The sequence below is a fragment of the Pseudomonas sp. JBR1 genome (assembly GCF_028198185.1).
GTDB lineage: Bacteria > Pseudomonadota > Gammaproteobacteria > Pseudomonadales > Pseudomonadaceae > Chryseomonas > Chryseomonas oryzihabitans_E.
In genome coordinates, this window is the sequence record NZ_CP116340.1 from 4171791 (window position 1) to 4196261 (window position 24471).

Annotated in this window: 28 protein-coding genes; 12 read left to right on the top strand and 16 right to left on the bottom strand. The window is 67.0% G+C overall.

Annotated features, from left to right (window positions below):
* The first annotated feature begins 26 nt into the window (after nucleotides 1-26).
* The 3 genes from PJ259_RS19335 (at nucleotide 27) to PJ259_RS19345 (ending at nucleotide 1682) form a co-directional block, all read left to right on the top strand.
* On the top strand, nucleotides 27-449 hold the full coding sequence (locus PJ259_RS19335; protein ID WP_271653849.1) for a sulfite exporter TauE/SafE family protein: 423 nt from the start codon (nucleotides 27-29) through the stop codon (nucleotides 447-449).
* On the top strand, nucleotides 428-1240 hold the full coding sequence (lgt, locus tag PJ259_RS19340; protein WP_059313521.1) for a prolipoprotein diacylglyceryl transferase: 813 nt from the start codon (nucleotides 428-430) through the stop codon (nucleotides 1238-1240). The genes PJ259_RS19335 and lgt overlap by 22 nt, the downstream gene beginning before the upstream one ends.
* Nucleotides 1241-1325: 85 nt before the next feature.
* Nucleotides 1326-1682 carry a multidrug transporter gene (locus PJ259_RS19345; RefSeq protein WP_271653850.1) on the top strand — a complete coding sequence of 119 codons (357 nt, stop codon included), beginning with the start codon at nucleotides 1326-1328 and terminating at the stop codon, nucleotides 1680-1682.
* Nucleotides 1683-1705: 23 nt separating this feature from the next.
* On the opposite strand, the gene PJ259_RS19350 is transcribed toward PJ259_RS19345, so the two are convergent.
* From PJ259_RS19350 to PJ259_RS19375, 6 genes are all read right to left on the bottom strand, one after another.
* A complete protein-coding gene (locus PJ259_RS19350; protein WP_007161640.1) occupies nucleotides 1706-1957 on the bottom strand; it encodes a YfhL family 4Fe-4S dicluster ferredoxin in 252 nt (83 codons plus the stop codon).
* 99 nt (nucleotides 1958-2056) lie between these two features.
* A complete protein-coding gene (coaD, locus tag PJ259_RS19355; RefSeq protein WP_271653851.1) occupies nucleotides 2057-2542 on the bottom strand; it encodes a pantetheine-phosphate adenylyltransferase in 486 nt (161 codons plus the stop codon).
* A 99-nt stretch (nucleotides 2543-2641) separates the two neighbouring features.
* Entirely contained in the window at nucleotides 2642-3646 is a 1005-nt protein-coding gene (locus tag PJ259_RS19360; protein ID WP_271653852.1) for a hydrolase, read from the bottom strand.
* The gene (gene rsmD / locus PJ259_RS19365; RefSeq protein ID WP_271653853.1) at nucleotides 3643-4212 is read right to left on the bottom strand and encodes a 16S rRNA (guanine(966)-N(2))-methyltransferase RsmD; all 570 of its coding nucleotides are present in this window, start codon (nucleotides 4210-4212) and stop codon (nucleotides 3643-3645) included. The genes PJ259_RS19360 and rsmD overlap by 4 nt, the downstream gene beginning before the upstream one ends.
* Before the next feature lies 1 nt (nucleotide 4213).
* A complete protein-coding gene (locus PJ259_RS19370; RefSeq protein WP_271653854.1) occupies nucleotides 4214-5653 on the bottom strand; it encodes a M16 family metallopeptidase in 1440 nt (479 codons plus the stop codon).
* On the bottom strand, nucleotides 5650-7011 hold the full coding sequence (locus tag PJ259_RS19375; protein ID WP_271653855.1) for a M16 family metallopeptidase: 1362 nt from the start codon (nucleotides 7009-7011) through the stop codon (nucleotides 5650-5652). Before PJ259_RS19375 ends, PJ259_RS19370 begins: the two co-directional genes overlap by 4 nt.
* Nucleotides 7012-7213: 202 nt before the next feature.
* Here PJ259_RS19375 and ftsY point away from each other — a divergent pair, with 202 nt between their 5' ends.
* The 4 genes from ftsY (at nucleotide 7214) to rpoH (ending at nucleotide 11386) form a co-directional block, all read left to right on the top strand.
* Nucleotides 7214-8692, top strand: a complete 1479-nt coding sequence (gene ftsY, locus PJ259_RS19380) for a signal recognition particle-docking protein FtsY (protein ID WP_271653856.1) — start codon at nucleotides 7214-7216, stop codon at nucleotides 8690-8692.
* Entirely contained in the window at nucleotides 8689-9363 is a 675-nt protein-coding gene (gene ftsE / locus PJ259_RS19385; RefSeq protein WP_007161647.1) for a cell division ATP-binding protein FtsE, read from the top strand. The genes ftsY and ftsE overlap by 4 nt, the downstream gene beginning before the upstream one ends.
* A complete protein-coding gene (ftsX, locus tag PJ259_RS19390) occupies nucleotides 9360-10370 on the top strand; it encodes a permease-like cell division protein FtsX (RefSeq protein ID WP_271653857.1) in 1011 nt (336 codons plus the stop codon). The genes ftsE and ftsX overlap by 4 nt, the downstream gene beginning before the upstream one ends.
* A 161-nt stretch (nucleotides 10371-10531) precedes the next feature.
* The gene (rpoH, locus tag PJ259_RS19395) at nucleotides 10532-11386 is read left to right on the top strand and encodes an RNA polymerase sigma factor RpoH (RefSeq protein ID WP_026083834.1); all 855 of its coding nucleotides are present in this window, start codon (nucleotides 10532-10534) and stop codon (nucleotides 11384-11386) included.
* A 185-nt stretch (nucleotides 11387-11571) separates the two neighbouring features.
* Here the strand turns inward: rpoH and PJ259_RS19400 are convergent, their stop codons facing one another.
* Entirely contained in the window at nucleotides 11572-12021 is a 450-nt protein-coding gene (locus tag PJ259_RS19400; RefSeq protein WP_271653858.1) for a GNAT family N-acetyltransferase, read from the bottom strand.
* Nucleotides 12018-12719 (bottom strand): monofunctional biosynthetic peptidoglycan transglycosylase, encoded by a 702-nt coding sequence (gene mtgA, locus PJ259_RS19405; protein WP_271653859.1) that lies wholly within the window; start codon nucleotides 12717-12719, stop codon nucleotides 12018-12020. The genes PJ259_RS19400 and mtgA overlap by 4 nt, the downstream gene beginning before the upstream one ends.
* A gap of 68 nt (nucleotides 12720-12787) precedes the next feature.
* Here mtgA and PJ259_RS19410 point away from each other — a divergent pair, with 68 nt between their 5' ends.
* The 5 genes from PJ259_RS19410 to PJ259_RS19430 all read left to right on the top strand — a co-directional run bounded on the left by PJ259_RS19410 (nucleotide 12788) and on the right by PJ259_RS19430 (nucleotide 16923).
* Nucleotides 12788-13165, top strand: coding sequence for a DUF423 domain-containing protein (locus tag PJ259_RS19410; protein ID WP_271653860.1), 378 nt, complete (start codon nucleotides 12788-12790; stop codon nucleotides 13163-13165).
* 93 nt (nucleotides 13166-13258) lie between these two features.
* Nucleotides 13259-13459, top strand: a complete 201-nt coding sequence (gene thiS / locus PJ259_RS19415) for a sulfur carrier protein ThiS (RefSeq protein ID WP_017640999.1) — start codon at nucleotides 13259-13261, stop codon at nucleotides 13457-13459.
* Nucleotides 13460-13478: 19 nt separating this feature from the next.
* Entirely contained in the window at nucleotides 13479-14261 is a 783-nt protein-coding gene (locus tag PJ259_RS19420; RefSeq protein ID WP_059313533.1) for a thiazole synthase, read from the top strand.
* A gap of 107 nt (nucleotides 14262-14368) precedes the next feature.
* Complete coding sequence (gene trmB / locus PJ259_RS19425) at nucleotides 14369-15040, top strand: tRNA (guanosine(46)-N7)-methyltransferase TrmB (RefSeq protein ID WP_271655897.1); 672 nt, start codon at nucleotides 14369-14371, stop codon at nucleotides 15038-15040.
* Nucleotides 15041-15183: 143 nt separating this feature from the next.
* A complete protein-coding gene (locus PJ259_RS19430; protein WP_271653861.1) occupies nucleotides 15184-16923 on the top strand; it encodes a putative bifunctional diguanylate cyclase/phosphodiesterase in 1740 nt (579 codons plus the stop codon).
* Here PJ259_RS19430 and PJ259_RS19435 read toward each other — a convergent pair.
* The 8 genes from PJ259_RS19435 to proC form a co-directional block, all read right to left on the bottom strand.
* On the bottom strand, nucleotides 16920-17246 hold the full coding sequence (locus PJ259_RS19435; protein ID WP_059313536.1) for a DUF3392 family protein: 327 nt from the start codon (nucleotides 17244-17246) through the stop codon (nucleotides 16920-16922). The genes PJ259_RS19430 and PJ259_RS19435 overlap by 4 nt on opposite strands.
* 14 nt (nucleotides 17247-17260) lie before the next feature.
* Complete coding sequence (gene hemW, locus PJ259_RS19440) at nucleotides 17261-18412, bottom strand: radical SAM family heme chaperone HemW (protein WP_271653862.1); 1152 nt, start codon at nucleotides 18410-18412, stop codon at nucleotides 17261-17263.
* Nucleotides 18409-19002 carry an RdgB/HAM1 family non-canonical purine NTP pyrophosphatase gene (gene rdgB, locus PJ259_RS19445; RefSeq protein ID WP_271653863.1) on the bottom strand — a complete coding sequence of 198 codons (594 nt, stop codon included), beginning with the start codon at nucleotides 19000-19002 and terminating at the stop codon, nucleotides 18409-18411. Before rdgB ends, hemW begins: the two co-directional genes overlap by 4 nt.
* A gap of 82 nt (nucleotides 19003-19084) precedes the next feature.
* Nucleotides 19085-19705 (bottom strand): methionine biosynthesis protein MetW, encoded by a 621-nt coding sequence (gene metW, locus PJ259_RS19450; protein WP_059313539.1) that lies wholly within the window; start codon nucleotides 19703-19705, stop codon nucleotides 19085-19087.
* Between the two features lie 5 nt (nucleotides 19706-19710).
* Nucleotides 19711-20850: a homoserine O-succinyltransferase MetX gene (gene metX / locus PJ259_RS19455; protein WP_271653864.1), complete on the bottom strand. Its 1140-nt coding sequence runs from the start codon at nucleotides 20848-20850 to the stop codon at nucleotides 19711-19713.
* A 108-nt stretch (nucleotides 20851-20958) separates the two neighbouring features.
* Nucleotides 20959-22917, bottom strand: a complete 1959-nt coding sequence (locus PJ259_RS19460) for a dynamin family protein (protein WP_271653865.1) — start codon at nucleotides 22915-22917, stop codon at nucleotides 20959-20961.
* 129 nt (nucleotides 22918-23046) lie between these two features.
* On the bottom strand, nucleotides 23047-23640 hold the full coding sequence (locus tag PJ259_RS19465; protein WP_271653866.1) for a YggT family protein: 594 nt from the start codon (nucleotides 23638-23640) through the stop codon (nucleotides 23047-23049).
* 9 nt (nucleotides 23641-23649) lie between these two features.
* Nucleotides 23650-24468, bottom strand: coding sequence for a pyrroline-5-carboxylate reductase (gene proC, locus PJ259_RS19470; protein ID WP_271653867.1), 819 nt, complete (start codon nucleotides 24466-24468; stop codon nucleotides 23650-23652).
* Nucleotides 24469-24471 lie beyond the last annotated feature (3 nt).

Sequence of the window (24471 nt, forward strand, 5' to 3'; positions counted from 1 at the left end):
TTCCGCCGGGCAGGCAGCGGCGTACCATGCCGCCTCCTGCGCCCGAGGTGATGATGGATCTCTTGCTCTTCCTGGTGCCTGGCGTCTGCGCCGGGTTGCTGGCCGATCTGATCAGAGGCAATGGCGGCCTGATCATCGTGCCGGTGCTAGCCTACCGTTCTACCGCCACGGAACTCGATCCGCACATCCCTGCCCACCTGGCGGTGGGCGCCTCGCTGGCCACCAGCGTCTCCACTTCGCTCCCTTTCGTCTGCGCCCATCATCAGCTCGGCGCCGTGTGCTGGCGGCTGTTCGCTCGGATGGCCCTGGGCAGCGTCTTCGGTAGCGTCCTGGATGGGCTGAACGCCGCGGCTACTCAAGCATCCACTCGCCTTGCTGTCTGGCGTCGGCCTCAATTTTCTACTCTCATCCCTGTCAAGGAGGCACCATGCTGCCGTATCCGCAAATAGACCCGGTGGCCCTGTCGCTGGGGCCGCTGAAGATCCACTGGTACGGCCTCATGTACCTGGTGGGCATCGGCGGTGCCTGGTGGCTGGCCAAGCGCCGGCTCAATCGCTTCGATCCGCGCTGGACCAGCGAGACCCTGTCGGATCTGGTGTTCTGGGTGGCTCTGGGGGTCATCGCCGGGGGACGGCTCGGCTATGTGCTCTTCTACAATCTGGCGGAGTACATCGCCAATCCGACGCTGATCTTCGAGGTCTGGAAGGGCGGCATGTCCTTCCACGGCGGCCTGCTCGGGGTGATCCTGGCGGTCTGGTGGTTCGGCAAGCGCCACAACAAGGGCTTCTTCGAACTGATGGACTTCATCGCGCCACTGGTGCCCATTGGCCTGGGTGCCGGTCGCATCGGCAATTTCATCAACGCCGAACTCTGGGGCAAGCCTACCGATGTGCCCTGGGCGATGATCTTCCCGCCCTACAGCGACCCGGCCCAGTTGCCGCGGCATCCCTCGCAGCTCTACCAGTTCGCCCTGGAAGGCGTGGCGCTGTTCGTGATCCTCTGGCTGTACTCGCGCAAGCCGCGGCCGACCATGGCCGTGTCCGGCCTGTTCGTACTCTGCTACGGCATCTTCCGCTTCATCGTCGAATTCGTGCGGGTGCCCGATGCCCAGCTCGGCTATCTGGCCTGGGGCTGGCTGACCATGGGCCAGGTGCTCTGCGTGCCCATGGTGCTGGGCGGTATCGCACTCATGGTCTATGCCTACCGCCGTGCGCCGCAGCCGGTCGTCCGCGCCGAATGACGTCTGGGGACCGCTCGCATGACAAGTGCGGGCGGCCTGTTATAGTTCAGGGACCACCATCACAACCGCGCAAGGGATCAGCCGTATGAATCCGTTCCGTAGCCTGGCTGCCGTGCTGGCGCTGGCCTTGACGATGCAGGTCCTGCCGGCGCAGGCGCAGCAGACCCAGGGTGACGTCACCGAGTATCAGACCGCCGACCAGGCATTCGGTGAAGCCCAGGCTCCCGCCGCCTTTTCCATGATCGGTGATCTCTTGATCGCGCGGCCACTGCTGATCGCCGCCACCGTGATCGGGGCGGGGGTTTTCGTGGTCAGCCTGCCATTCACCGCCGCGGGCGGTAACATCGGCAAGGCCGGAAAGGCCCTGGTGGTCGAGCCGGGCAAGGCGGCCTTCGTGCGCTGCCTGGGCTGCACCCAAAGCGGGTACGGTCGTACCGAATAGGCCCTGGCGCCAGGCCGGGCTGCTTAAGCTTGGCCGCTGATCTTCAGATACTTGTCGTGCAGCTGCTCCTTGGTCTCGACGTGGTTCTCGTCGAGAGGGATGCAGTCCACCGGGCAGACCTGCTGGCATTGGGGTTCGTCGTAGTGCCCCACGCACTCGGTGCACAGGTTCGGATCGATCACGTAGATCTCCGCGCCCTGGGAAATGGCGCCGTTCGGGCACTCGGGCTCGCACACGTCGCAGTTGATGCAATCGTCGGTAATGATGAGGGACATCGTCGGCTCCTCGCCACGCGAACGCGCAGCGATCCAAAAGTCAGGCGCGCATTTTGCCCCATCCGCGCGCCGGCTGCACCCGACAGTCCTTGGGGTTAATCAGCTTGCCGGCGCAAAACGCTCCAGCAGTGCCTGATGCACGGTGGGATGGACGAACTTGGTCACGTCGCCACCGAGGGCCGCGATCTCGCGCACCAGGGTGGAGGACAGGTAGGAATAGTGTTCCGAGGGGGTCAGGAACATGCTTTCCGCCTGGGGCGCCAGTACCCGGTTCATGTTGGCCAGCTGGAATTCGAACTCGAAGTCCGACACCGCGCGCAGGCCGCGCAGGATGATGGTCGCCTTCTGCTGTTCCACCAGATTGGCCAGCAGGCAGCTGAAGCCGATCACCTCGACATTGGGCAGGTGCGCGGTTACCGCCTTGGCCAGCGCTACCCGCCGCTCCAGCGGAAACAGGGGGTTCTTCTTGGGGCTGGCGGCTACCGCCACCACGACTTCGTCGAACAGCCGCGAGGCGCGCTCCACCAGATCGCCATGGCCCTTGGTGATGGGGTCGAAGGTGCCGGGGTATAGCACTCGGTTCATGACGCTGTCCTGGGGGCGAAGCTATTGGGGCTTGGATGGTAGCTCAGGGGCGGGGTGAGGCCAAGGCGACAGGGGGCGGGATCGCCGACCCGTGGGCGTTTATCGGCCGGATGGCGAGGTCTGCTGGCTGACCAGCCAGTCGGGAATGCGTCTTTCCAGATAGTAATCGGGGTGGCGGAAAGTGCCGCCGATGAAACCCACGTGTCCGCCATGGGGCAGGCGCTCGAACAGGGTGCCGGGCGCCAGTTCGGCGCGTGCTGGCAAGGCGTCGGTGCCGATGAAGGGGTCGTCCTCGGCCTGGATCAGCAGGGTGGGGATGCGGATGCCGCCCAGGTGGTAGCGGCTGGAAGCCTGGCGGTAATAGTCCTGGGCATCGCGAAAGCCGTGCAGCGGCGCGGTGTACCTGTCGTCGAAATCCCAGAAGGTCTTGAGCCCTTCGGGTGGCCCCAGGCGCGCGAGGATCTCGTGCTGCTCGGGGTGGCGCTCCTGATCGAACAGCGCCTGCTTGTCGCGTACGTAGCGCGCCAGTTCACGGATGAAGTGCCGCTGATAGATACGCGAGAAGCCGATGCCGATGCGATCGGCGCAGAGGTCCAGGCGAAAGGGCACCGAGACCGCCGCCGCGGCCCTCAGTCCGCTTTGCGCGCCGTGTTCGCCCAGGTATTTGAGCAGGACATTGCCGCCCAGGGAGAAGCCCACGGCATACAGCGGTGCGTCCGGGCGGCTGATCTGCAGGTGGCGGACCACCGCCGCCAGGTCGTCGCTGACGCCGGAGTGATAGCCGCGCGGCAGGCGGTTGGGCTCGCCGGAGCAGCCACGCCAGTTGAGGCCGACGCTGGCCCAGCCGCGGGCGGCGAGGGCGAATTGCAGCCCGAGCACATAGTGGGAGCCGGAGCTGCCGGTGAGGCCATGGGCGATCAGCACCAGCGGCGCCCGTGGGTCCTCGGCGTGGTACCAGTCCAGATCCAGGAAGTCGCCATCCTCCAGCCACAGCCGTTCGCGAGGTCGGGTGATGGGCGGCAGACGCCGCCACAACGAGCCCCAGAGGGTCTGCAGGTGTGGGCCGGGTAGCCAGCGTGCCGGCCGAAAGGGTGCGCCGCTCACGCCTGGCGGTGCCAGAGGGCGTAGTGGACGTTGCCAGCCTTCTTCTCGCGGTGCAACTGCCAGGTCGCGGGCAGGGTCAGCCGGGAGGGCTGGGTTTCGCTCTCGGTGTAGATCCAGGCGTCCGCGGCGAGCCAGCCCTGGGTTTCAAGAGCCGCGCAGGCCGGCTCCAGCAGGTCCTTGCCAAAGGGCGGGTCGAGAAACACCAGGTCGAAAGGCGTCTCCACGGGCTTGGCCAGCGCCTGGAGGGCATCGGTCTGGCGTACCTCGGCGTGCGCGCAGCCCAGGGTCTGCAGATGACCGCGCAGGGCATTGACCGCCTGGGCGTTGAGGTCGAAGGCCAAAGCCTGACCGGCGCCGCGGGAGAGGGCTTCCAGCAGCAGCGCGCCGCTGCCGGCGAAGGGGTCCAGGACTCGGGCGCCAGGCGTCACCACGGCCAGCCAGTTGAACAGGGTCTCGCGCACCCGATCCGGGGTAGGCCTCAAGCCCAGGGCATCGGGAAAGGCGAAGCGCCGGCTGCGCCAGTCGCCACCGATGATGCGCAGTTGGTTGGCGGGCTTCTGGGCCATGCTAGTGCTCCGGAACGCCGCTGGGCGGCAAGGTGGGAAGGGGGCGGGGCGGCGGCAGCGGTTGCTGGGCGACCCGGGGGCCGGCGGTGACCACCACGAAGTTGGCCGGATCCAGGTGACGCTGCAGGGCGGCATGCACCTGATCCACCGTCAGGCTACGGACCTGCTGGAGGAAGTCGTCCAGGTAGCTGCTGGGCAGGTCATAGAAACCGATATTGCCCAACTGGGCGACGATGGCGCCGTTGCTGGCATTGGTCAGCGGAAAGCTGCCTTCGATCTGCCGCTTGGCGCGGTCCAGTTCGGCCTGGGTCGGGCCCTGGGCCAGGTAGTCGCGCAGCAGGTCGCGGACCAGCGCCAGGGTGGCATCGCCCAGTTCGGCGCGGGTCTGCAGGCCGATGGTGAAGGGGCCCGGCTGGCGCATCGGTGTAAAGCCCGAGCTGACGCCATAGGTGAGGCCACGGCGTTCACGCAATTCGGTCATCAGGCGACTGCCGAAACCGCCGCCGCCAAGGATCTGGTTGCCGACGAACAGGGCCGCGTAGTCGGGATCGCGGCGGGTGATGCCGAGCTGGCCGAGCAGCAGGCGGGTCTGCTGGGCCGGGACCTCCAGCGCCACTTGTGCCGGTACGGCGGGGACCGGCGCGGGCAGCGGCGGCAGCGCGGGGCCGCGGGGCAGGGCACGCGACAGCTGGGCGGCGATCCGTTCGGCCCGGGCGCGATCCAGATCGCCCGTGATGGCGATCACGGCATTGCCGGCGGCATAGGCCCGGCCATGGAAGGCCTGCAGGCTGGCGGCATCGAGGCGTGCCAGGCTGGCTGCCGTACCGAGCGGTGAGTGGGCATAGGGGTGGCTGCCATAGAGGTGCTGCTGCAGGGCCTCGCCGGCAAGGCTCGCCGGTTCACGGCGACTGGCGGCGATCAGGGTCAGCAGCTGGTCGCGGATGCGCTGGATGGCCTCGGCAGGAAAGGTCGGGCGGCCGACCACGTCGGCGAGCAGTGCCAGGGCTGGCTCGCTGTGGGCGGGATCGGCAAGGGTGCGCAGGCCGGCTACGGCCTGGTCGCGATAGGCGCCGTTGCTGAAGTCGGCGCCCAGGCGCTCGAAGCCATCGGCGATGGCGCCGGCATCGCGTCCCGGGGTGCCTTCGTTGAGCAGGCCGTTGGTCAGCATGGCGAGGCCTGGGCTGGCGCCGTCCCGGCTGCTGCCGGCGGCAAAGATCAGGCGCACATCGAACATCGGCAATTCCGGCGCCGGCACGAACAGCACCTGGGCGCCCTCGGCGGTACGCCAGCGCTGGATATCCAGCTGGCGGCCCAAGGGCGGTGCCGCCTTGAGGGTCTTCAGGCTATCCACGGCGGGATAGGCGCGCGCCAGGTCGCCGACCGGCGAAGGGGCCTGGCAGCCCGCGAGCAGGCACAGCGAAAGGCTGAGCAGGCGTTTCATCGACGGGCCTCCGCGGCGGGTTCGGGACGCAGCTGGCCCAGGGTCAGGCGCTCGCGGGTGAAGTAGGTGCGGGCCACCCGGCGGAGGTCATCGGGGGTGACCTTGCCCAGCTCATCGAGCAGCAGATCCCCCTGGCGCCAGCCGAGGCCGACGCTTTCCAGCTGGCCGATGCTGCTGGCCTGGGCGGTGATGGAGTCGCGGCCATAGACCAGCCCGGCCACCAGCAGGGCACGGACCCGTGCCACCTCCTCGGCGCTGGGTGGTTCGCGCTTGAGGGTGTCCAACTGGTCCCAGAAGGCTGCTTCCAGCTGCTCGAGGGTCTTGCCGCGCTGGGTATTGGGCATGCCGCTGAGCAGGAACAGACTGTCACCGCGGGTGTAGGCGCCATAGGCGGCGCGCACGCTGCTGGCCACTTCCTGCCCCCGTTCGAGGCGACTGGGCAGACGTGCGCCCGAGCCGCCGCTGAGCAGGGCGGCAAGCAGTTGCAGGGCATAGGCGTCGCGCGGCTGGGTGGCGGTGGCCAGGCTGGGCACGTTGAAGCCCATCAGCAGGCTGGGTACCTCGCGGGCCTGCAACGCCAGGCGGCGCTCACCTGGCGCAGGCAGTTCCAGCGGACGCCTGGGTGCGGGCAGATCGCTGCGGGGGATGGCGCCGAACCAGCGTTGCACCTCGGCGCGGATCACCGCAGGTTCGACATCGCCCACCACCACCAGGGTGGCGTTATTGGGCGCATACCAGGCGTGGTACCAGCGTCTGAGGTCGTCCACGGTCAGGCGCTGCAGGTCCTGGGGCCAGCCGATGGTGGGGTTGCGATAGCCGCTGGCAGGGTAGGCCGCCGCCTTGAAGCGCTCGAAGGACAGTGCCTCCGGGCGGTCATCGGTGCGCAGCCGGCGTTCTTCCTTGATCACTTCCAGTTCCCGGGTGACCTCGTCGGGCGCCAGGAGCAGATGAGCCATGCGATCGGCTTCCAGCTCCAGGGCGACCGGCAGGCGGTCGCGGGCAAGCAGCTGGTAGTAGACGGTGTAGTCGTCGGTGGTGAAGGCGTTTTCCTCGGCGCCCAGGTCGCGCAGCAGGTGCGAGGCCTCGCCCGCGCCCAGCTTGCGGCTGCCCTTGAACATCAGGTGTTCGAGGGCATGGGAGAGCCCGGTCGCGCCGGGCGCCTCCAGGCTCGAACCCACGCGATACCAGAGCTGCACCACGGCGACCGGTGCCCGATGATCTTCGCGGACCACCAGCTTCAGGCCATTGTCGAGGGTGAACTCCTCGGTGTGCTGCTGGCTGGCAGCCGCGAGGGCGAGGGTAGGAAGCAGGCCGAGCAGGGCGACCAGGGTGGTCCGACGGGAGCGGGAGGCGGGCATTGCGAGAGCAGGCCTTGTAGCGCGGTAGGGGACGAAGCGGCTGCGTCCTGGGGACGGTCGCGCGTTTTTCGCCGACGGGGAGGTCTTCCGCCCGGCAGGCTGCTAGGATACGCATCCCTTTTCCCGACGGCCATGCCTGACGGTCGAGCGCCGCCTGGCGGAGCTCCCGCAGCCTGATCGTCCGTTCGATACAGAGCCCCGCATGTTTGGATCCGACGACAAGAAGTCTCCCCCCACGGAGAAGAAAGGCCTGTTCGGCTGGTTCCGCAAGAAGACCGCCGAACCCGTAGAAACGCCTGCCGAAGTGCCCGCAGCCACGCCGGAAGAGCGCTTGCCCGAGCCGCTGGCCAGCGAGCCGGTGCAGCATCCGGAGCCAGTGCCCGAGCCGCCTGAGGCGATTCCCTCGATGGCACCGGTACCGGTGGCCGAAGAGGAGGCGCCGTCGCCGGTTGCCCTGACGGCGCTGGTCGAGCCCCTGGTGGCCGATCCCATCGTGCCGCCGGTCGAACTAGAGCCGTTCGTGGAGCCTGAGCCTGAGCCTGAGCCGGTCGCCGAGCCCGCCCCGGCACCAGTTGCACCCGTCACGCCGCTGCCTCCGGTTGTTCCGGAGCCCGTCGCAGAGCCCGCATCTGCGCCAGTCGTGCCCGCTGCGCCGTTGCCCCCGGTTCCCGAACCGGTCGTGGCTTCTGAACCCGAGCCGGAGCCCGAGCCTGCTCCGCACGTGGTCGCGGCAGCCGCCGAACCGGCCAAGCTGGGTTTCTTCGCCCGCCTGCGCCAGGGCTTGTCCAAGACCAGTGCCAGCCTCGGCGAAGGCATGGCCAGCCTGTTCCTTGGCAAGAAGGCTATCGACGACGACCTGCTCGAAGAGCTGGAGACGCGTCTGCTGACCGCCGACGTCGGCGTCGAGGCCACCGGCGTCATCATGCGCAACCTGACGCAAAAGGTGGCGCGCAAGCAGTTGGCCGACAGCGAGGCGCTGTACCAGGCCCTGCAGCAGGAGCTTACCGAGATGCTGCTGCCGGTGGAGCAGCCGCTGGTGATCGACACCTCGCACAAGCCCTACGTCATCCTGGTGGTCGGCGTGAATGGCGCCGGCAAGACCACCACCATCGGCAAGCTGGCCAAGCGCCTGCAGAACGAAGGCAAGAAGGTCATGCTGGCCGCTGGAGACACCTTCCGCGCGGCCGCCGTGGAGCAGCTGCAGGTCTGGGGCGAGCGCAACCGCATCCCGGTGATTGCCCAGCACACCGGTGCCGACTCCGCCTCGGTGATCTTCGACGCCGTGCAAGCCGCCAAGGCCCGGGGCGTCGATGTGCTGATCGCCGACACCGCCGGCCGCCTGCACACCAAGGACAACCTCATGGAAGAGCTGCGCAAGGTACGCCGGGTGATCGGCAAGCTGGACGAGGCAGCGCCCCACGAGACCCTGCTGGTGCTGGATGCCGGTACCGGCCAGAACGCCCTCAACCAGGCCAAGCAGTTCCACAATGCGGTCCCCCTGACCGGTCTGGCGCTGACCAAGCTCGACGGCACCGCCAAGGGCGGGGTGATCTTCGCCCTGGCCAAGCAGAGCGCCCTGCCGATCCGCTATGTCGGCGTCGGCGAAGGCATCGACGACCTGCGGCCCTTCGAGGCGCGTCCCTTCGTCCAGGCCCTGTTCGCGGAGCGTGGCGTCTCATGATCCAGTTCGACCGCGTCTCCAAGCGCTATCCCAACGGTCACGTCGGCCTGCAGGAGCTGAGCTTCCGTGCCGAACGCGGCGAGATCCTCTTCGTCACCGGTCACTCCGGCGCCGGCAAGAGCACCCTGATGCGGCTGATCCTGGCCATGGAGCGCCCCACCGGTGGCAAGCTGACCCTGGCCGGCCAGGACATCTCGCGCATCACCAATGCGCAGATTCCCTTCCTGCGCCGGCAGATCGGCGTGGTCTTCCAGAATCACCAGCTGCTGTACGACCGCACCGTGTTCGACAACGTCGCCCTGCCGCTGCAGATCCTCGGGCTGTCCAAGCCCGAGATCGCCAAGCGTGTGGCCGCCGCCCTGGAGCGGGTCAGCCTCAAGGACAAGCTCGACGACTATCCGGCCGAGCTGTCCACCGGCCAGCAGCAACGGGTCGGCATCGCCCGTGCCGTGGTGCATCGCCCGGCCCTGCTGCTCGCCGATGAACCCACCGGCAACCTCGATCCGCGCCTGGCCTCGGAAATCATGGGTGTCTTCGAAGACATCAACAGCCTGGGCACCACGGTACTGATCGCCAGCCACGACCATGCCCTCATCGCCCGCCTGCACCATCGCATGCTGACCCTGCAGCGCGGCCGCCTGATCGGCGACGAAGAGGAGAGCCAGCCATGAGCGCCACTGAACTGCCCCGTGGCCAGGAGCAGGGCGGCAAGCCCCAGCGTCCGCAGCGCCAGGCCCCGAAGAAACCCAAGAGCGACTGGCACAGCCCGCTGCACGCCTACCTCGAAGCCCACCGCACCGGCCTGAGGGACAGCCTCAGGCGCATGGTGCAGCAGCCCATAGGTACCTTTCTCACCTGCCTGGTGATGGGCATCGCCCTGGCGCTGCCCATGGGCGTGTCGCTGCTGCTGAAGAACGTCGAGCGCCTGGGTGGTTCCTGGCAGCGCGCGGCACAGATCTCGGTGTTCCTCGACCTGCGCACCGGTCAGGACCAGGCCGAGGTGCTGATGAGTCAGATCAAGGTCCTGCCCGATGTGGCCGAGGCCCGTTGGATCAGTCCGGACGATGCCTTGAAGGAATTGCAGCAGGACGCCGGCCTTGGCGAGGCGCTGCGCGAATTGCCGCAGAACCCGCTGCCTGGCGTCATCGCGGTGACGCCCAAGGAAGTCGACAAGAGCCGCCTCGACATGCTGCGCAGTCAGCTGGCCGAAATGAACGGCGTGCAGCAGGTGCAGCTGGACATGCAGTGGGTCGAGCGTCTCACCGCCATCCTCAAGCTGGGCGAGCGCTTCGTCTTCGGCCTGACCGTGGTGCTGGTGATCGCCCTGTTGCTGGTGATCGGCAATACCATCCGCCTGGCCATCGAGAATCGCCGTACCGAGATCGAGGTGGTCAAGCTGGTGGGTGGCACCGACGGCTACGTGCGCCGGCCCTTCCTCTACATGGGCGCGTTGTTCGGCCTGGGCGCTGGCATCGCTGCCTGGGCGCTGCTGGTGTTTGGCCTCAATTGGCTCAACGCCGCGGTGCTGGATCTGGCCGGCCTCTATGGCAGCGATTTCGCCCTGGGCAGCGTTGCCGTCGAAGACGGGCTACAGTTGCTGATCGGCGCCGTGCTGCTCGGCTACATAGGCGCCTGGCTGGCCGTCGCCCGCCATTTGCGCGAGCTCGCTCCACGCTGACGAACGACCGTTTCCGACATCTCCGGAAACGGTCTAAACCCCTGATGACACAGGCCTTTCAGGGCGGTCTTCAGCTGGGGTTAAGGGAACCTCGGCTAGTCTGGCGCTGTCCAAAAAATCAGTGTTAGACTGTCCAGTGCTTAGTGAATCGGAGGATTCGCATGACCACTTCGTTGCAACCTGTTCCTACATTGGTTCCTGGCGCCAGCCTGGAAGCCTATGTGCATTCGGTGAACAGCATTCCGCTGCTCACTCCGGAGCGGGAGCGTGAACTGGCCGAGCGCCTCTTCTACAAGGAAGACGTCGAGGCCGCCCGCCAGTTGGTGCTCGCGCATCTGCGTTTCGTGGTGCATATCGCCAAGAGCTATTCTGGCTATGGGCTGGCTCAGGCCGACCTCATCCAGGAAGGCAATGTCGGCCTGATGAAGGCCGTGAAACGCTTCAATCCCGAAATGGGTGTACGCCTGGTGTCCTTTGCCGTGCATTGGATCAAGGCCGAAATCCACGAATTCATCCTGCGCAACTGGCGCATCGTCAAGGTGGCCACCACCAAGGCGCAGCGCAAGCTGTTCTTCAACCTGCGCAGCCAGAAGAAGCGGCTGGCCTGGCTGAACAATGACGAGGTCCATCGCGTGGCCGAGACCCTGGGCGTCGAGCCCCGGGAAGTGCGCGAGATGGAAAGCCGCCTGACCGGTCAGGACATGGCCTTCGATCCGGCCAGCGATGCCGACGACGATGCTGCCTACCAGTCGCCAGCCCAGTACCTGGAAGACAGCCGTTACGATCCGGCGCGCCAGCTGGAGGAGGCCGACTGGACCGACAGCTCCACGGCCAATCTGCACGAGGCCCTGGAACGCCTGGACGATCGCAGCCGCGACATCCTCTACCAGCGCTGGCTGGCCGAGGAAAAGGCGACGCTGCATGAGTTGGCGGCCAAGTACAACGTCTCGGCGGAGCGTATCCGCCAGCTGGAAAAGAACGCGATGAACAAGCTCAAGGGCAACATCGCCGCCTGATCCGGTTCGTGATCGAAAAGCCGCGCCCCAGGGCGCGGTTTTTTATGGTCGTGAGCCCAAGAACGCTGCCCAAGCGCCTGCACAGGGCAGCAGACTCCACAGCGCTCTCGAACCGCGAACGCTCCAGTTCCGGGAGCCTGGGTCGAGAAAGGGATTTACGGTGGACAAGTTTGTCGCTTGCCTTGCTAGGCCTTAGCGAGGCGCAGGTGCAGCAGCGGAAAGGGCCGGCCCTGGCCGTCCAGTGGAGAGCGGCCCACCTGCGCGAAACCAAGGTGCCGATAGAAGCCCAGGGCCTGGGGATTTTGCTCGTTGACGTCGACGTGGCGGATGCCCCACTCGATGATGACCTGCTCCACCAGTTGCCGCCCTATACCGGTGCCCCGGACCGCGTTGGACACGAACAACATCTCCAGGCGGTCGCCGTCAGTACCGGCGAAGCCCTGGATGACGCCCTGGCCATCGCGGTAGACCCGCAAGTCTACGGCCGGCAGCGCGTGGTCGCGAACCAGGCGGCGCAACGGGTCGATGTCCGCTTCATCGAGAAAATCATGAGTTGCCCGAACCGCCTCTTCCCAGACCGCCAGCAGGCGGTCGAAATCCGCCGGCGATCCCTGCTGAATTTGCCCCTGGCTCACTGTCCGGTCATCCGCCGCAGATAGTCGCTGCCGCCCAGCTGGCGCTCCTGCTGGCGGATCCAGGCCGCGCGTTCGGCGACGTAGGCGCTCGGACGACTCGGGCTCCATTCGCGAGGATTGGGCAGCACGGCGGCCAGCAGGCTGGCCTGGCGGTCGGACAGGTAGGGCGCGCCTATGCCGAAATGGTGGCGGGCCGCAGCCTCGGCGCCAAAGACGCCATCGTCCCATTCCACGCTGTTGAGATAGACCTCAAGGATGCGCTGCTTGGACCAGAAGGTTTCCAGGAGCACGGTGAACCAGGCTTCGAAGGCCTTGCGCAGGTAGCTGCGCCCGCTCCAGAGAAAGAGATTCTTGGCGGTCTGCTGGCTGATGGTGCTGGCGCCGCGCAGGGAGCCGCCGGCCTCGTTGTGGCTGAAGGCCTGGCGGATCGCCGCCATGTCGAACCCCCAGTGCTCGGCGAAGTGCTGGTCTTCACCGGCGATCACCGCCATCTTGAGATCGTCCGGCAGCTCCTTCCAAGGGCGCCAGTCGCGCTGCAGGTCGATGGGCTTGCCGTCGATCCAGGACTCGACCTTGCGCTCGACCATCAGCATGCTGCCCGGTGGGGGCACCCAGCGCAGGACCAGCACCAGGGCGGCACTGAGGACGGCGAACCAGAGGGCGATACGCAGGAGACGGCGGAGGAGGGTGAGCAGCATCGGCTTGGTCTTTGGCGGTTAGCGGGCCATTATAACCAGCGCTTCTCTTCCATCGCCCGGTAAAACCCATGTTGCGTCTCTTCCTGCTGTTCGCCGCCCTGGCCGGGTTCACCGGCGTCGGGCTCGGTGCCTTCGCCGCCCATGGTCTCAAGGGGCGACTGTCCGCCGACTACCTGGCCGTGTTCCAGACCGGCGTGCTCTACCAGCTCATCCACGCCCTGGCGCTACTCGGCGTCGCCCTGTTGTCGTTGCACTTCCAGGGCCGTCTGGTGGCCTGGGCCGGTGGCTTCTTCATCGTTGGCATCCTGCTGTTTTCCGGCAGCCTCTACCTGCTGACGCTTACCGGCGTGTCGCGGCTGGGGATCATCACCCCCTTTGGCGGGTTGTGCTTTCTCGCGGGCTGGGCCTGCCTGGCCATACTGGCCTGGCGCCTGAGCAGCCTCTAACCGAGCGCTGGCCGTCGTTCCAAGCCCGGCGCCGCTGCAATGAACGCCCGACCGGCGTAGAATGCCGGCTCACCCCGCGACGATGCCTTTGCCATGCAGATCCTGTTGAACGGCGAATCCCTTGAATTGCCGGACGGTGCCACCGTCGCCGACCTGCTCGTGCGTCTCGACTTGACCGGACGGCGGGTAGCGGTGGAGCGCAACCTCGACATCGTGCCGCGCAGCCAGCACGCCACCACCGCTCTGGTGGACGGCGACCGGCTGGAAGTGGTCCACGCCATCGGCGGCGGCTAGCCGCGAAAGAGGAATCCAGATGAAAGACACTCCCTTGACCCTGGCCGGGCGCACCTATGAGTCGCGCCTGTTGGTCGGCACCGGCAAGTACCGTGATCTCGAAGAGACCCGGCTGGCCATCGAGGCCTCCGGTGCCGAGATCGTCACCGTGGCGGTGCGCCGCACCAACATCGGCCAGAATCCCGGCGAGCCCAACCTGCTCGACGTGATCTCGCCCGAGCGCTACACCATCCTGCCCAACACCGCCGGCTGCTACGACGCGGTGGAAGCGGTGCGCACCTGCCGCCTGGCCCGAGAGCTGCTCGACGGCCACAACCTGGTCAAGCTGGAAGTCCTGGCCGACCAGAAGACGCTGTTCCCCAACGTCATCGAGACCCTCAAGGCGGCCGAGACCCTGGTGGCCGACGGCTTCGACGTCATGGTCTACACCAGCGACGACCCCATCGTCGCCCGCCAGCTGGAAGCCATCGGCTGTATCGCCGTCATGCCGCTGGCCGGTCTGATCGGCTCGGGTCTGGGCATCTGCAATCCCTACAACCTGCGCATTATCCTCGAGGAGGCCAAGGTGCCGGTGCTGGTGGATGCCGGGGTGGGTACCGCCTCCGACGCCACCATCGCCATGGAGCTGGGTTGCGAAGCCGTGCTGATGAACAGCGCCATTGCCCACGCCCGCGAGCCGGTGCTGATGGCCGAAGCCATGAAGCACGCCATCGTCGCCGGCCGCCTGGCCTATCTGGCCGGGCGCATGCCGCGCAAGCTCTATGCGACCGCGTCCTCGCCGCTGGATGGCCTGGTCAACTAAGGCCTGGAGCTATCCTCCATGCGCCCGGCCCCTGCCGGGCGTCTCTTTTTCTCACTATCGATAATGCCATGACCGATCATCAAGACGACCAGACCCCCGACCGCCCCCTGCGCACCATCAAGAGCTTCGTGATGCGCGCAGGCCGCATGACCGAAGGCCAGCAACGTGGCCTTGACCAGGGTTGGCCGCGGTTCGGTCTGGACCTGGCCGACGGCCTCCAGGATTTCGACCAGGTGTTCGGGCGTCAGGCACCGCGCACCTTCGAGATCGGCTTCGGCATGGGCCATTCCACCCTGGAAATGGCCGCCGCCGCACCTGAGCAGGATTTTATCGGCGTCGAGGTGCATCGTCCGGGCGTCGGTGCGCTGCTTAACGGGGCCATGACCCAGGGCCTGACCAATCTGCGGGTCTACAGCTGCGATGCGCTGGAAGTGCTGCGCCAGGGTGTGGCCGATGCCAGTCTGGACCGGGTGCTGCTGTTCTTTCCCGATCCCTGGCACAAGAGTCGCCATCACAAGCGTCGGATCGTCCAGCCGGCCTTCGCCGAGCTGGTGCGGCAGAAGCTCAAGGTCGGTGGGGTGCTGCACATGGCCACGGATTGGCAGGCCTATGCCGAACACATGCTCGAGATCATGAACGCCGCCCCGGGTTTCCGTAACCTTGGCGACGCCTCGGGCTACGTGCCACGACCTGAGGAGAGACCCATCACCAAGTTCGAACGCCGTGGCGAACGACTGGGGCACGGTGTCTGGGATTTGAAGTTCGCACGCCTCGACTGACCGCGTGTCGCTGATGAGCAGTGGTTGAGCAGTCGACAGGCTCTTGGCATGATGGCGTTTTGCCTTGATGGGCCCAGCCTGTCGTAATGTGCATGGACAAGCGAGATGTCAGTCGATAAGCACGAGCTGCCAGGGCTTGGGCGGTGATCCAGCCGTCGGACGGCACGCTGGCCGAAATGGACGCCCTGCGCCAGCTAGAGGTCGAGCGAAGCGCCCGCCAGCGTACCGAGCGCTCGCTGAACCTGATGGCCTCGGCTTTCGCGCTGTGCCGCGATGCCATGGCCGTGCTGAGCGAAAGTGGCCAGATCATCGAGGCCAACGAGGCGCTGTGCAGACTGATGCTCAGCGCTGGCAAGAGTGTGTCCGGTCAGTACCTGTCGCATTACATCAAGCTGCCGGAGGCGGCCATCCAGGCCTTCGAGCGCCATGGCTATGCGCTGTCCGAGGCCAGTTTCCATGTCTCGGCCAAGCGTGCGACGCCGATGGAGATCAGCCTCAGTCGTTTCGCCGGCGAAGGCGGAGCCGAGGGCTATGTCATCGCTAGCCTACGTGACATCACCGAGCGCAAGCGTGCCGAACAGGCGCTGGAGCGTCTGGCGCTGAGCGATGGCCTGACCCAGCTGCCCAACCGTTCCGGTTTCTATCGCCGTTTCGAAGACTGCCTGCGCGGCCTGGCGCCGGACCGTAGCCTGGCCGTGCTGTTCATCGACGTGGATGGGTTCAAGGAGGTCAACGACTCCTTGGGCCACGAGACGGGTGATGAGCTACTCAAAACCCTGGGCGCCTCTTTGCAGGACAGTCTGGGGGAGGGCGAACTCCTGGCGCGTTGGGGTGGCGATGAATTCGTCGCCGCCGTCGCGGTGGACGGTCGCAGTCAGGCCCGCCAGATCGCCGAGCGTCTGTTGCAGGTGGTCGGCCGGCCGCAACGTATCACCGAGCACGATATCCGGGTATCCGCCAGCATAGGCCTGAGCTTGAGCCCCGAGGACGGGCAGAACGCCGAGACCCTGCTCAGCAATGCCGATGCCGCCATGTACGCGGCCAAGAGCGCCGGCAAGAGCCGGGCACGCTTCTACGATCCGGAATTCACCGCCGAAGCGTTGCGCAAGGTCACGCTGCTGGCCCACCTGCATGCCGCCATCGAGGCGGAAGAAATCAAGTTCGTCCTGCAACCCAAGTTCGATGCCCAGCGGCGCCTGGTCAGTGCCGAGCTGTTGGCGCGCTGGGAGTGTCCCGGCGTGGGGGTGGTGCTGCCCAGCGTCTTCGTCGCCCTGGCCGAGCAGAATGGCATGGCGTCCTCCCTGGGCCGCCTAGCGATCCGGCGTGCCGCCGCCTATGCCCGTGATCTGCAGTTGGCGGGGGTGAACATTCCGGTGGCGGTGAACATCTCCGCACGTCAGGTGGCGGATGACGAGCTGGGCCTGGTGCTGGAGCGCGCCTGCACCGAGTTTGGCGTGCGGCCGCGGGCCCTGGAACTGGAGGTGACCGAGTCGGTGTTCCTGCAGCGCGGCACGCCGGAACGGCGCCTAGGCCGGCTGCGCGACCAGGGCTTCCGCGTGGCCATGGATGACTTCGGTACCGGTTACTCGTCGCTGAGCTATCTGCACCGGCTGTCGTTCGACACCATCAAGATCGACCGTAGCTTCCTGCTGTCGGTGGATCGTGACGCGCGCTCGCGGCAATTGCTGGCCGGTATCGTCAGCCTGTGCCGGGCGCTCAACATGCAGATCGTCGCCGAAGGCGTGGAGACCCAGGCGCAGTTCGAGCTGCTCAAGAGCCTGGGCGTGGATACCTTTCAGGGTTTCCTGCTCGGCCGACCACAGTCGCTGGAAAGTCTGCTGCTGCTGGCTGGCGCCACGGACTATGCGCCGGTGCTCTATTAGCCTCTGCGCTCGGCCAGCACGCCCAGCAGGCAGACGCCGATCAGCAGCACGGGGGCCAGGGCGTAGTTGTTGAACTGCGCGAGTCCCTTGACCACCCAGGGCGTCAGGAAGGTCATGGCAGCGCCATAGAGGGCCAGGCTCGCCAGGGCGAAGGCCGGGATTCGGATGGCCGTCGGCAGGCTGCCCAGGCGGGCCTGGATGAAGCCATTGACCTGGCTGCCGAACAGCACCAGCAGGGTAGCGGTGACCGCCAGGGCCACCTCGTCCAGGTGGCTGCGGCTCCAGCGGGAGAGGTCGGCGATATGGTCGAGCACGAAGTCCAAGGCAGAGCTCCTCGTCAGTCAGGTAGAAAGGATTGCAAGAGGTCGTTCAGGAACAGTTGGCCGCGGGCGGTGGGACGCAGACGCTCCGCGTCCTCCGCCAGCAGGCCGGTCCGCCGCGCCGCCGCCAGCGCGGGCGCCAGGCTGTCCAGCGACTGGCCGGTCCGTTGCGGATACCAGGCGGCGGGTACCCCGTCCACCAGGCGCAGGGCGTTCATCATGAAATCGAAGGGCAGGTCGGCCGGTTCCAGTCGCTTCGCACCGGCCTGGAAAGCCCTGGCCGGATCGAGATAGTCCCTAGGCAGACGGGTCTTCCAGGTACGCATCAGGCTGCCATCCGGCGCGCTGAGCTTGGCGTGGGCACCGGCGCCGATGCCGAGGAAGTCGCCGAAACCCCAGTAGTTGAGATTGTGCCGCGCCTGGCGCCCGGGCTGGGCATAGGCGGAGGTCTCGTACTGCTGGTAGCCGGCGGCCGCCAGGCGTGCCTGGCCGGCTTCCTGGATGTCCCAGAGGGTGTCGTCTTCGGGCAGCTCGGGCGGCTGGCTCCAGAACACCGTATTGGGCTCCATGGTCAGCTGGTACCAGGACAGGTGCGTGGGCGCCAGGGCGATGGCCTGATCGAGATCGCCGAGGGCATCGGCGACGCTCTGCTCCGGCAGGCCGTGCATGAGATCCAGGTTGAAATTGTCGAAGCCGGCGGCGCGGGCCCGGTCGGCGGCGCGGACGGCTTCGTCGCGCCCATGGATGCGCCCCAGGGCCTTGAGCTTGGCGTCCTGGAAACTCTGGATGCCGATGGACAGCCGATTGACGCCCAGCCCGCGATAGGCGACGAACTTGGCCTGCTCGAAGGTGCCGGGGTTGGCCTCCAGGGTAATCTCGATGTCCGGCGCGAAGGCCAGCCGCCGGGCCACGCCCTCCAGCAGTCGGCCCAGGGCGTCAGCGGAAAACAGACTGGGTGTGCCGCCCCCGAAGAAGATCGAGGTCAGCGGCCGGCCATGGACGTGGATCAGGTCGTGATCCAGATCCGCCAGCAGGGCGTCGACGTACTCCGTTTCCGGTAGCGTCGGGCCAGCGGCATGGGAGTTGAAGTCGCAATAGGGGCACTTGCGCACGCACCAGGGGATATGGACGTAGAGCGCCAGTGGCGGCAGGGCAAAGGTATCGGTCACAGCTGGAGCCGTTGCTTGAGCTGGGCCATGGCGCGGGCGCGATGGCTGCGCTGGTTCTTTTCCGCCGGGGCCAGTTCGGCCGCGGAGACCGTTTCGCCGTCGGGCTGGAACAGCGGATCGTAGCCGAAGCCGTGTTCGCCTTGGGCCGCGTGCAGGATACGGCCAGGCCAGAGACCTTCGCAGAGGATCGGCAGCGGGTCATCGGCGTGGCGTACCAGGGCCAGTACGCAGACGAACTGGGCGGTGCGCTCGGCGTCGGGGATGTCACGCAGGGTGTCGAGCAGCTTGGCGTTGTTGGCCGCGTCGCCCTGACCATCGGCGTAGCGCGCGGAATAGATACCGGGAGCGCCGCCGAGGGCGTCGACCGCCAGCCCCGAATCGTCGGCCAGGGCCGGCAGGCCGGACAGACGCGCCGCGTTGCGCGCCTTGAGGATGGCATTCTCGACAAAGGACAGGCCGGTTTCCTCGGGCTCCACCTGGCTGAACTCACCCACCGAGCGCACCCGCACCCGGTCGCCGAGCATGGCCTGGAGTTCCTTGAGCTTGCCGGCGTTGTGGCTGGCGAGGACCAGTTCGGTAAGGTCGGACATGAGGGCACCGTGTCACGTTGGGAAGGGCGGCGTATTGTACGCGAAGCCACGCCCAGGCTGGGCGCGCCACCCATGCCTTACGTCATATGGCGACGTGATGCTCGTGCAGGCGGGGGGCGCTGACCCGGTAGATGCCGATCTCGCCGAGCAGATTGGGCCACAGGCGACTGGCCCAGCCATGGCGATGCAGGCGGTCCACGGCGAGGCGATCCAGTACCCGGGCGCGCTGTTCGCGGCAGAGGCGCTCGAAGTCCTCGAAGGTGCAGAAGTGGATGTTCGGCGTGTTGTACCAGGTGTAGGGCAGGAAGTCCGAGACCGGCATCCGCCCCTTGCCCCCCAGGTACAGCCGGCAACGCCAGTGGCCGAAATTGGGAAAGGTGATGATGCACTGGCGCCCGACCCTGAGCATCTCCTGGAGGATGCGATCAGGGTACTGCATGGCCTGCAGCGACTGGGTCATCACCACCACGTCGAAGCTGTCGCTGGCGAAGTTGGCCAGGCCGCCGTCAAGGTCCTGCTCGATGACGTTGACGTCCTTGAGCAGGCATTCGGCGATCTTGTCCGGGTCGATCTCCAGGCCGTAGCCGGTGACCTGCTTGTGATCACGCAGCCAGGCGAGCAACTCGCCGGTGCCGCAGCCGAGGTCGAGGACCCGGCTGCCAGCGGGGATCCATTCCTGAATGATGTCCAGATCGGCGCGCACGGCAGCTATACCTCGATGCGGGTCATGTAGTGGGAGAAGGCCTGCAGATAGCGCGGGATGGGGATGAGGAAGGCGTCATGGCCCTGGGGCGCGTCGACTTCCAGGTAGCTGACGTCCTTGCGCGCGGCCATCAGGGCATTGACGATCTCCTTGGAACGCGCCGGCGAGAAGCGCCAGTCGGTGGTGAAGGAGACGATCAGGAAGCGCGCCTGCACCCCGGCCAGGGTCTTGGCCAGGTCGCCGCCGTGGGCGTGGGCCGGATCGAAGTAGTCCAGCGCCTTGGTCATCAGCAGGTAGGTGTTGGCGTCGAACCGGCCGGAGAATTCCTCGCCCTGGTAGCGCAGGTAGCTCTCCACCTGGAATTCGACGCTGTGGAAGTCGTAGTTGAGCTGATCGGTCTTGAGTTCGCGACCGAATTTCGCGCCCATGGCCTCGTCGGACAGGTAGGTGATGTGGCCGACCATGCGTGCCAGCATCAGGCCGCGCTTGGGGATCACGCCCTTTTCCTGGAAGTGGCCCGCATGGAAGTCCGGGTCCGAGAGGATGGCCTGGCGCGCCACCTCGTTGAAGGCGATGTTTTCCGCCGACAGCTTGGACGCCGAGGCGATGGCCAGGCAGTGGCGGATGCGCTCGGGATAGCTGATGGTCCACTGCAGCGCCTGCATGCCGCCCAGGCTACCGCCGATCACCGCCGCCCACTGCCCGATGCCCAGGCGATCGGCCAGCCGCGCCTGGCTGTTGACCCAGTCCTCCACGGTGAGCACCGGGAAGTCCGCGCCGTAGGCCCGGCCGGTCTCGGGGTTGGGGCTGCTCGGGCCGGTAGAGCCGTTGCAACCGCCCAGGTTGTTGAGGGCGACCACGAAGAACTTGCGGGTGTCGATGGGCTTGCCGGGGCCGATGCAACTGTCCCACCAGCCGGGCTTGCGGTCGTCGAGGCTGTGGTAGCCGGCCGCGTGATGGTGACCGGAGAGCGCGTGGCAGATCAGTACGGCATTGCTGCGATTGGCGTTGAGCTCGCCATAGGTCTCGACCATCAGGTCGTAGGCCGGCAGGGTGCGGCCACAGGCCAGGGCCAGGGGCTCGCTGAAGTGCAGCAGCTCGGGGGTGACCAGGCCGACGGAATCTTCGGGAATGACGCTGGGCATTGACGGCTCGTCCGGGGCGGGGTTCGCCAGTCTAAAGAGCGTCGCCAGGAGCGGCAAGGGCAGGCACAGCGCGGCGGTCAAGGACCGCGCCATGGGTGTCCGGCAGGGCTAGCCGACCCGCGCCAGCGGCAGCGCGACCACGTTGTCGTGGCGCTGGGAGGGCGCCGGCCGGCTGATCTGCTTGAGCATGTCGCTGACCTCGCTGAGCTGGCGATGCAGAACGTCCTCGTGCACCTGCAGCCGACGCACCTGTTCCTGGCTGTTGAGGTTCTGCTGGGTCAGCTGCTTGAGCGCCAGCATGCTGGTTTCCAGCAGCTGCTTCTGCTCGCGGGTGTGCTGGACCAGCGGGGTCAGGGCGCCGTCGTTCCAGCGCAGCACCTGGGCATGGGCGCCTTCCTGCAGCGCCTGGACCTCCTGGGCCACGGTGGCGAAGAAGCGACGGGCCAGGGCGCTCTGCTCGGTGAGCAGGGTCTTGACCTGGCGCTGCACCTCCTCGGTCTTGAGTTGCAGCTGGCGCAACTCGCGGACATAGGGGCGGATGCGCAACCGCGGCGCTTCCAGCGGATGCAGGGGGTTCTCCGCATTGTGCCGCTGGTAGACCGCGCCAAGCACCTTGTTGGCCCGGTCCGCCTCGTTGTCCAGGGCCAGCAGGTCATGCTCGACCACGCGGAAGAAGCGGGCGATGGACTGGTTGATGCCGACGGTGGTCAGGCTGCTGCGGAATTCCCGGCGGGCGGTTTCCAGATGGGCGTCCAGGCGGTCGGTGGCGACCAGGTCGGTCAGCAGCTTGCGCTGGCCGGCCAGCATGTTCTGGGTGGTGCGCAGGTCCAGCAGGCGGCGGTGGTACAGGTCGTACTCCTGGCGCGTACGGGCGGTCTGCAATTCCAGTCCGGCGCCGGGCAGTTCTTCGTCGGCCAGTTGCGCGTACTGCGCACGAATGGCTTCCAGCCGCTGCTCGATGAGCGTCCGGCTGGCACCCAGCAGACCACTGGCCTGCTGCACGATGCGCTGCTGCAGGAGACGCTCGCGGGCGCCGACGATGCGTTCGGCGAGCAGCTGTTCGAGGCTGTCCAGCTGGCTGCGCGCCAGCAGTTCCAGGTCGCCACGGACCTTGCCCAGCAGTGCCTGCTTGGCCGACATCGGCAGGATGTGATCGGCCGGCAGGGCCAGTTGCCGGGCGCTGGCCTGGCGGACGTTTTCCAGGGACTGGGCGACATGGGCGACGCCGCCGAGGTCGTCCCAGAGGCTGTCGATCTTGTTCATCACCGCGAACAGCCGCTCGGGCGCATCTCCCAGGGAGGGCTTGACGCACTGCTCCCAGAGCGCCAGGTCCGATGCGGTTACCCCGGTGTCGGCACCGATGAGAAAGAGCACGGCCTGGGCATGGGGCAGCAGCGACAGGGTCAGCTCGGGTTCGGCGCCCAGGGCGTTGAGGCCGGGGGTATCTAGGATGCGCAGGCCCTGGCGCAGCAAGGGATGATCGATGCTGATGAGGGCATGGCGCCAGGCCGGGACGCTGACCAGGCCGGCGTCATCGATCTGCTCCAGTTGTTCTGGATCGAAACCCAGCTGCACGGCAGTGGCGGTTTCCACCTCGCGCGTCTCGGTGACCTTGGCCAGCAGGGTGGCCATGGCGTCCGGGTGGCGGTCATCCAGGGCGAAACGCTGCCAGGCCTCGGGCGCCTGGCGCCAGGCGCCCAGGCTGCGCTCGTCCAGACGGCTGTCGATGGGCAGCAGCTGCAGATAGGGGCCGTCGGCCTGGGCGTCGAAAAAGATCTCGGTGGGGCACATGGTGGTGCGCCCGGCCTGGGACGGCAGCATGCGCTGGCCGTAGTCGGCGAAGAAGAGGGCGTTGATCAGCTCGGTCTTGCCGCGGGAGAACTCACCGGCGAAGGCCAGGGTGATGCCATCGGTTTGCAGTTCGCTCTGACAGTTGGCCAGGGCGGCGTCCAGGGCAGGGGAGGCCAGACGATTACGCTGCAACCAGTCGCGGTAGCGGCCCAATTGGGTATCGAGTTCGGCTTTCCACGTGGCATAGGCATCGACGTGGCGGAACAGGCGTTCCATAGGGGACTTCCTTGACCTGAACAGCAAAGGCTGGACGGTGCCCCAGCGTCCGGAGGACGTCAATGCCGCCTCCGCCACGACGCGGCAGGCGGTCGTGGCGGAGGGGCGAGTGGTGCTGCTGTTCTGACGTCAGAGGAAGGGGGCGAGGATCTGCGGCATGCCGGTGGCCGCGGCCAGCTGGCCGATGACGAAGCGATCCAGCAGGTTGATCACGATGAAGGCGAAGATCGGCGACAGATCCAACCCACCCAGGTTCGGCAGCAGACGGCGGAAGGGCGCCAGCAGTGGCTCGCAGATCTGGTTGACCAGCTCGGCGGCGGGGTTGTGGGTCTGGGGCGCGACCCAGGAGAGGATGACGCTGACGATCAGGGCAAAGAAGAACACCTTGAGGAACAGCGACGCCACGCCCAGCAGGGCCCAGATCAGCAGGACGGGGAACAGGCCGCCGATGCTGGCGCCGAGCAGCACCACCACGACCATCATCAGCACCAGCTGGACCAGGAGCGCCAGTACCAGGGCCGCCAGATCGACGCCACCGAAGCCGGGAATGATGCGCCGCACGGGCTTGAGCAGCGGCTGGGTGGCGCGCACGGTGAATTGCGACAGCGGATTGTAGAAGTCGGCCCGGACCAGCTGCAGGATGAAGCGCAGCAGGATGATCAGCAGATAGAGGCTGCCAAGGGTCTGGATGACGTAGACGAGAGCTTGGGCGAAAGCGGACATGGATACTCCTTATCGATCCGGCAACTGGGCCAGTTCCGCAGCCCGGTCGGCCGCGGCGGTGAGGGCTTCTTCCACCAGGTCCTCGAAGGCCCCGGCTTGGAAGGTTTCGATGGCGCGTTCGGTGGTGCCCTTGGGCGACATCACCGAGCGACGCAATTGTTCGGGGCTGCGCTCGCCCTGGCAGGCCATGGCGGCGGCGCCGCGGGCGGTGTGCAGGGTCAGCTGTTCGGCCACCGCGGCCGGCAGGCCGAGCTTGGTGCCGGCCTGGGTCATGGCTTCCATCAGCAGGAAGAAATAGGCCGGACCGCTGCCGGAAACGGCGGTGACCGCGTCCAGCTGCTGTTCTTCGTCGACCCAGAGGGCCAGGCCGACCGCGGCGAGTATTTCCTGGGCACGGTCGCGTTGCTCCGGGCTGACCTGCTCGTTGGCGAACAGGCCGCTGGCACCCAGGCGCAGCTGCGAGGGCACGTTGGGCATGCAGCGCACCAGCGGTCGCTCGCCCAGCCAGCGTGTCAGGCTGGCGCAGGTGATGCCGGCCGCGACCGAGACGATCAGCTGCTCCGGACGCAGGTGGGGGGCCAGTTCCTGGCAGACCTCGCCCATTACCTGGGGCTTCACGCCCAGCACCACCACGTCGGCGTTGTCGAGCACGGCGCTGTTGCTGGCCTCGACGCGGATGCCGTGGTCCCGGGCCAGCGCCTCGCGCTTGGCCGGGTTGCGATTGCTGGCGCTGAGCTGCCGGGCCGGCACGCCCTGGGCGAGCAGCCCGCCGATGATGGCACCGGCCATGTTGCCGGCACCGATGAAGGCGATGCGGGTATCGTTCATCGA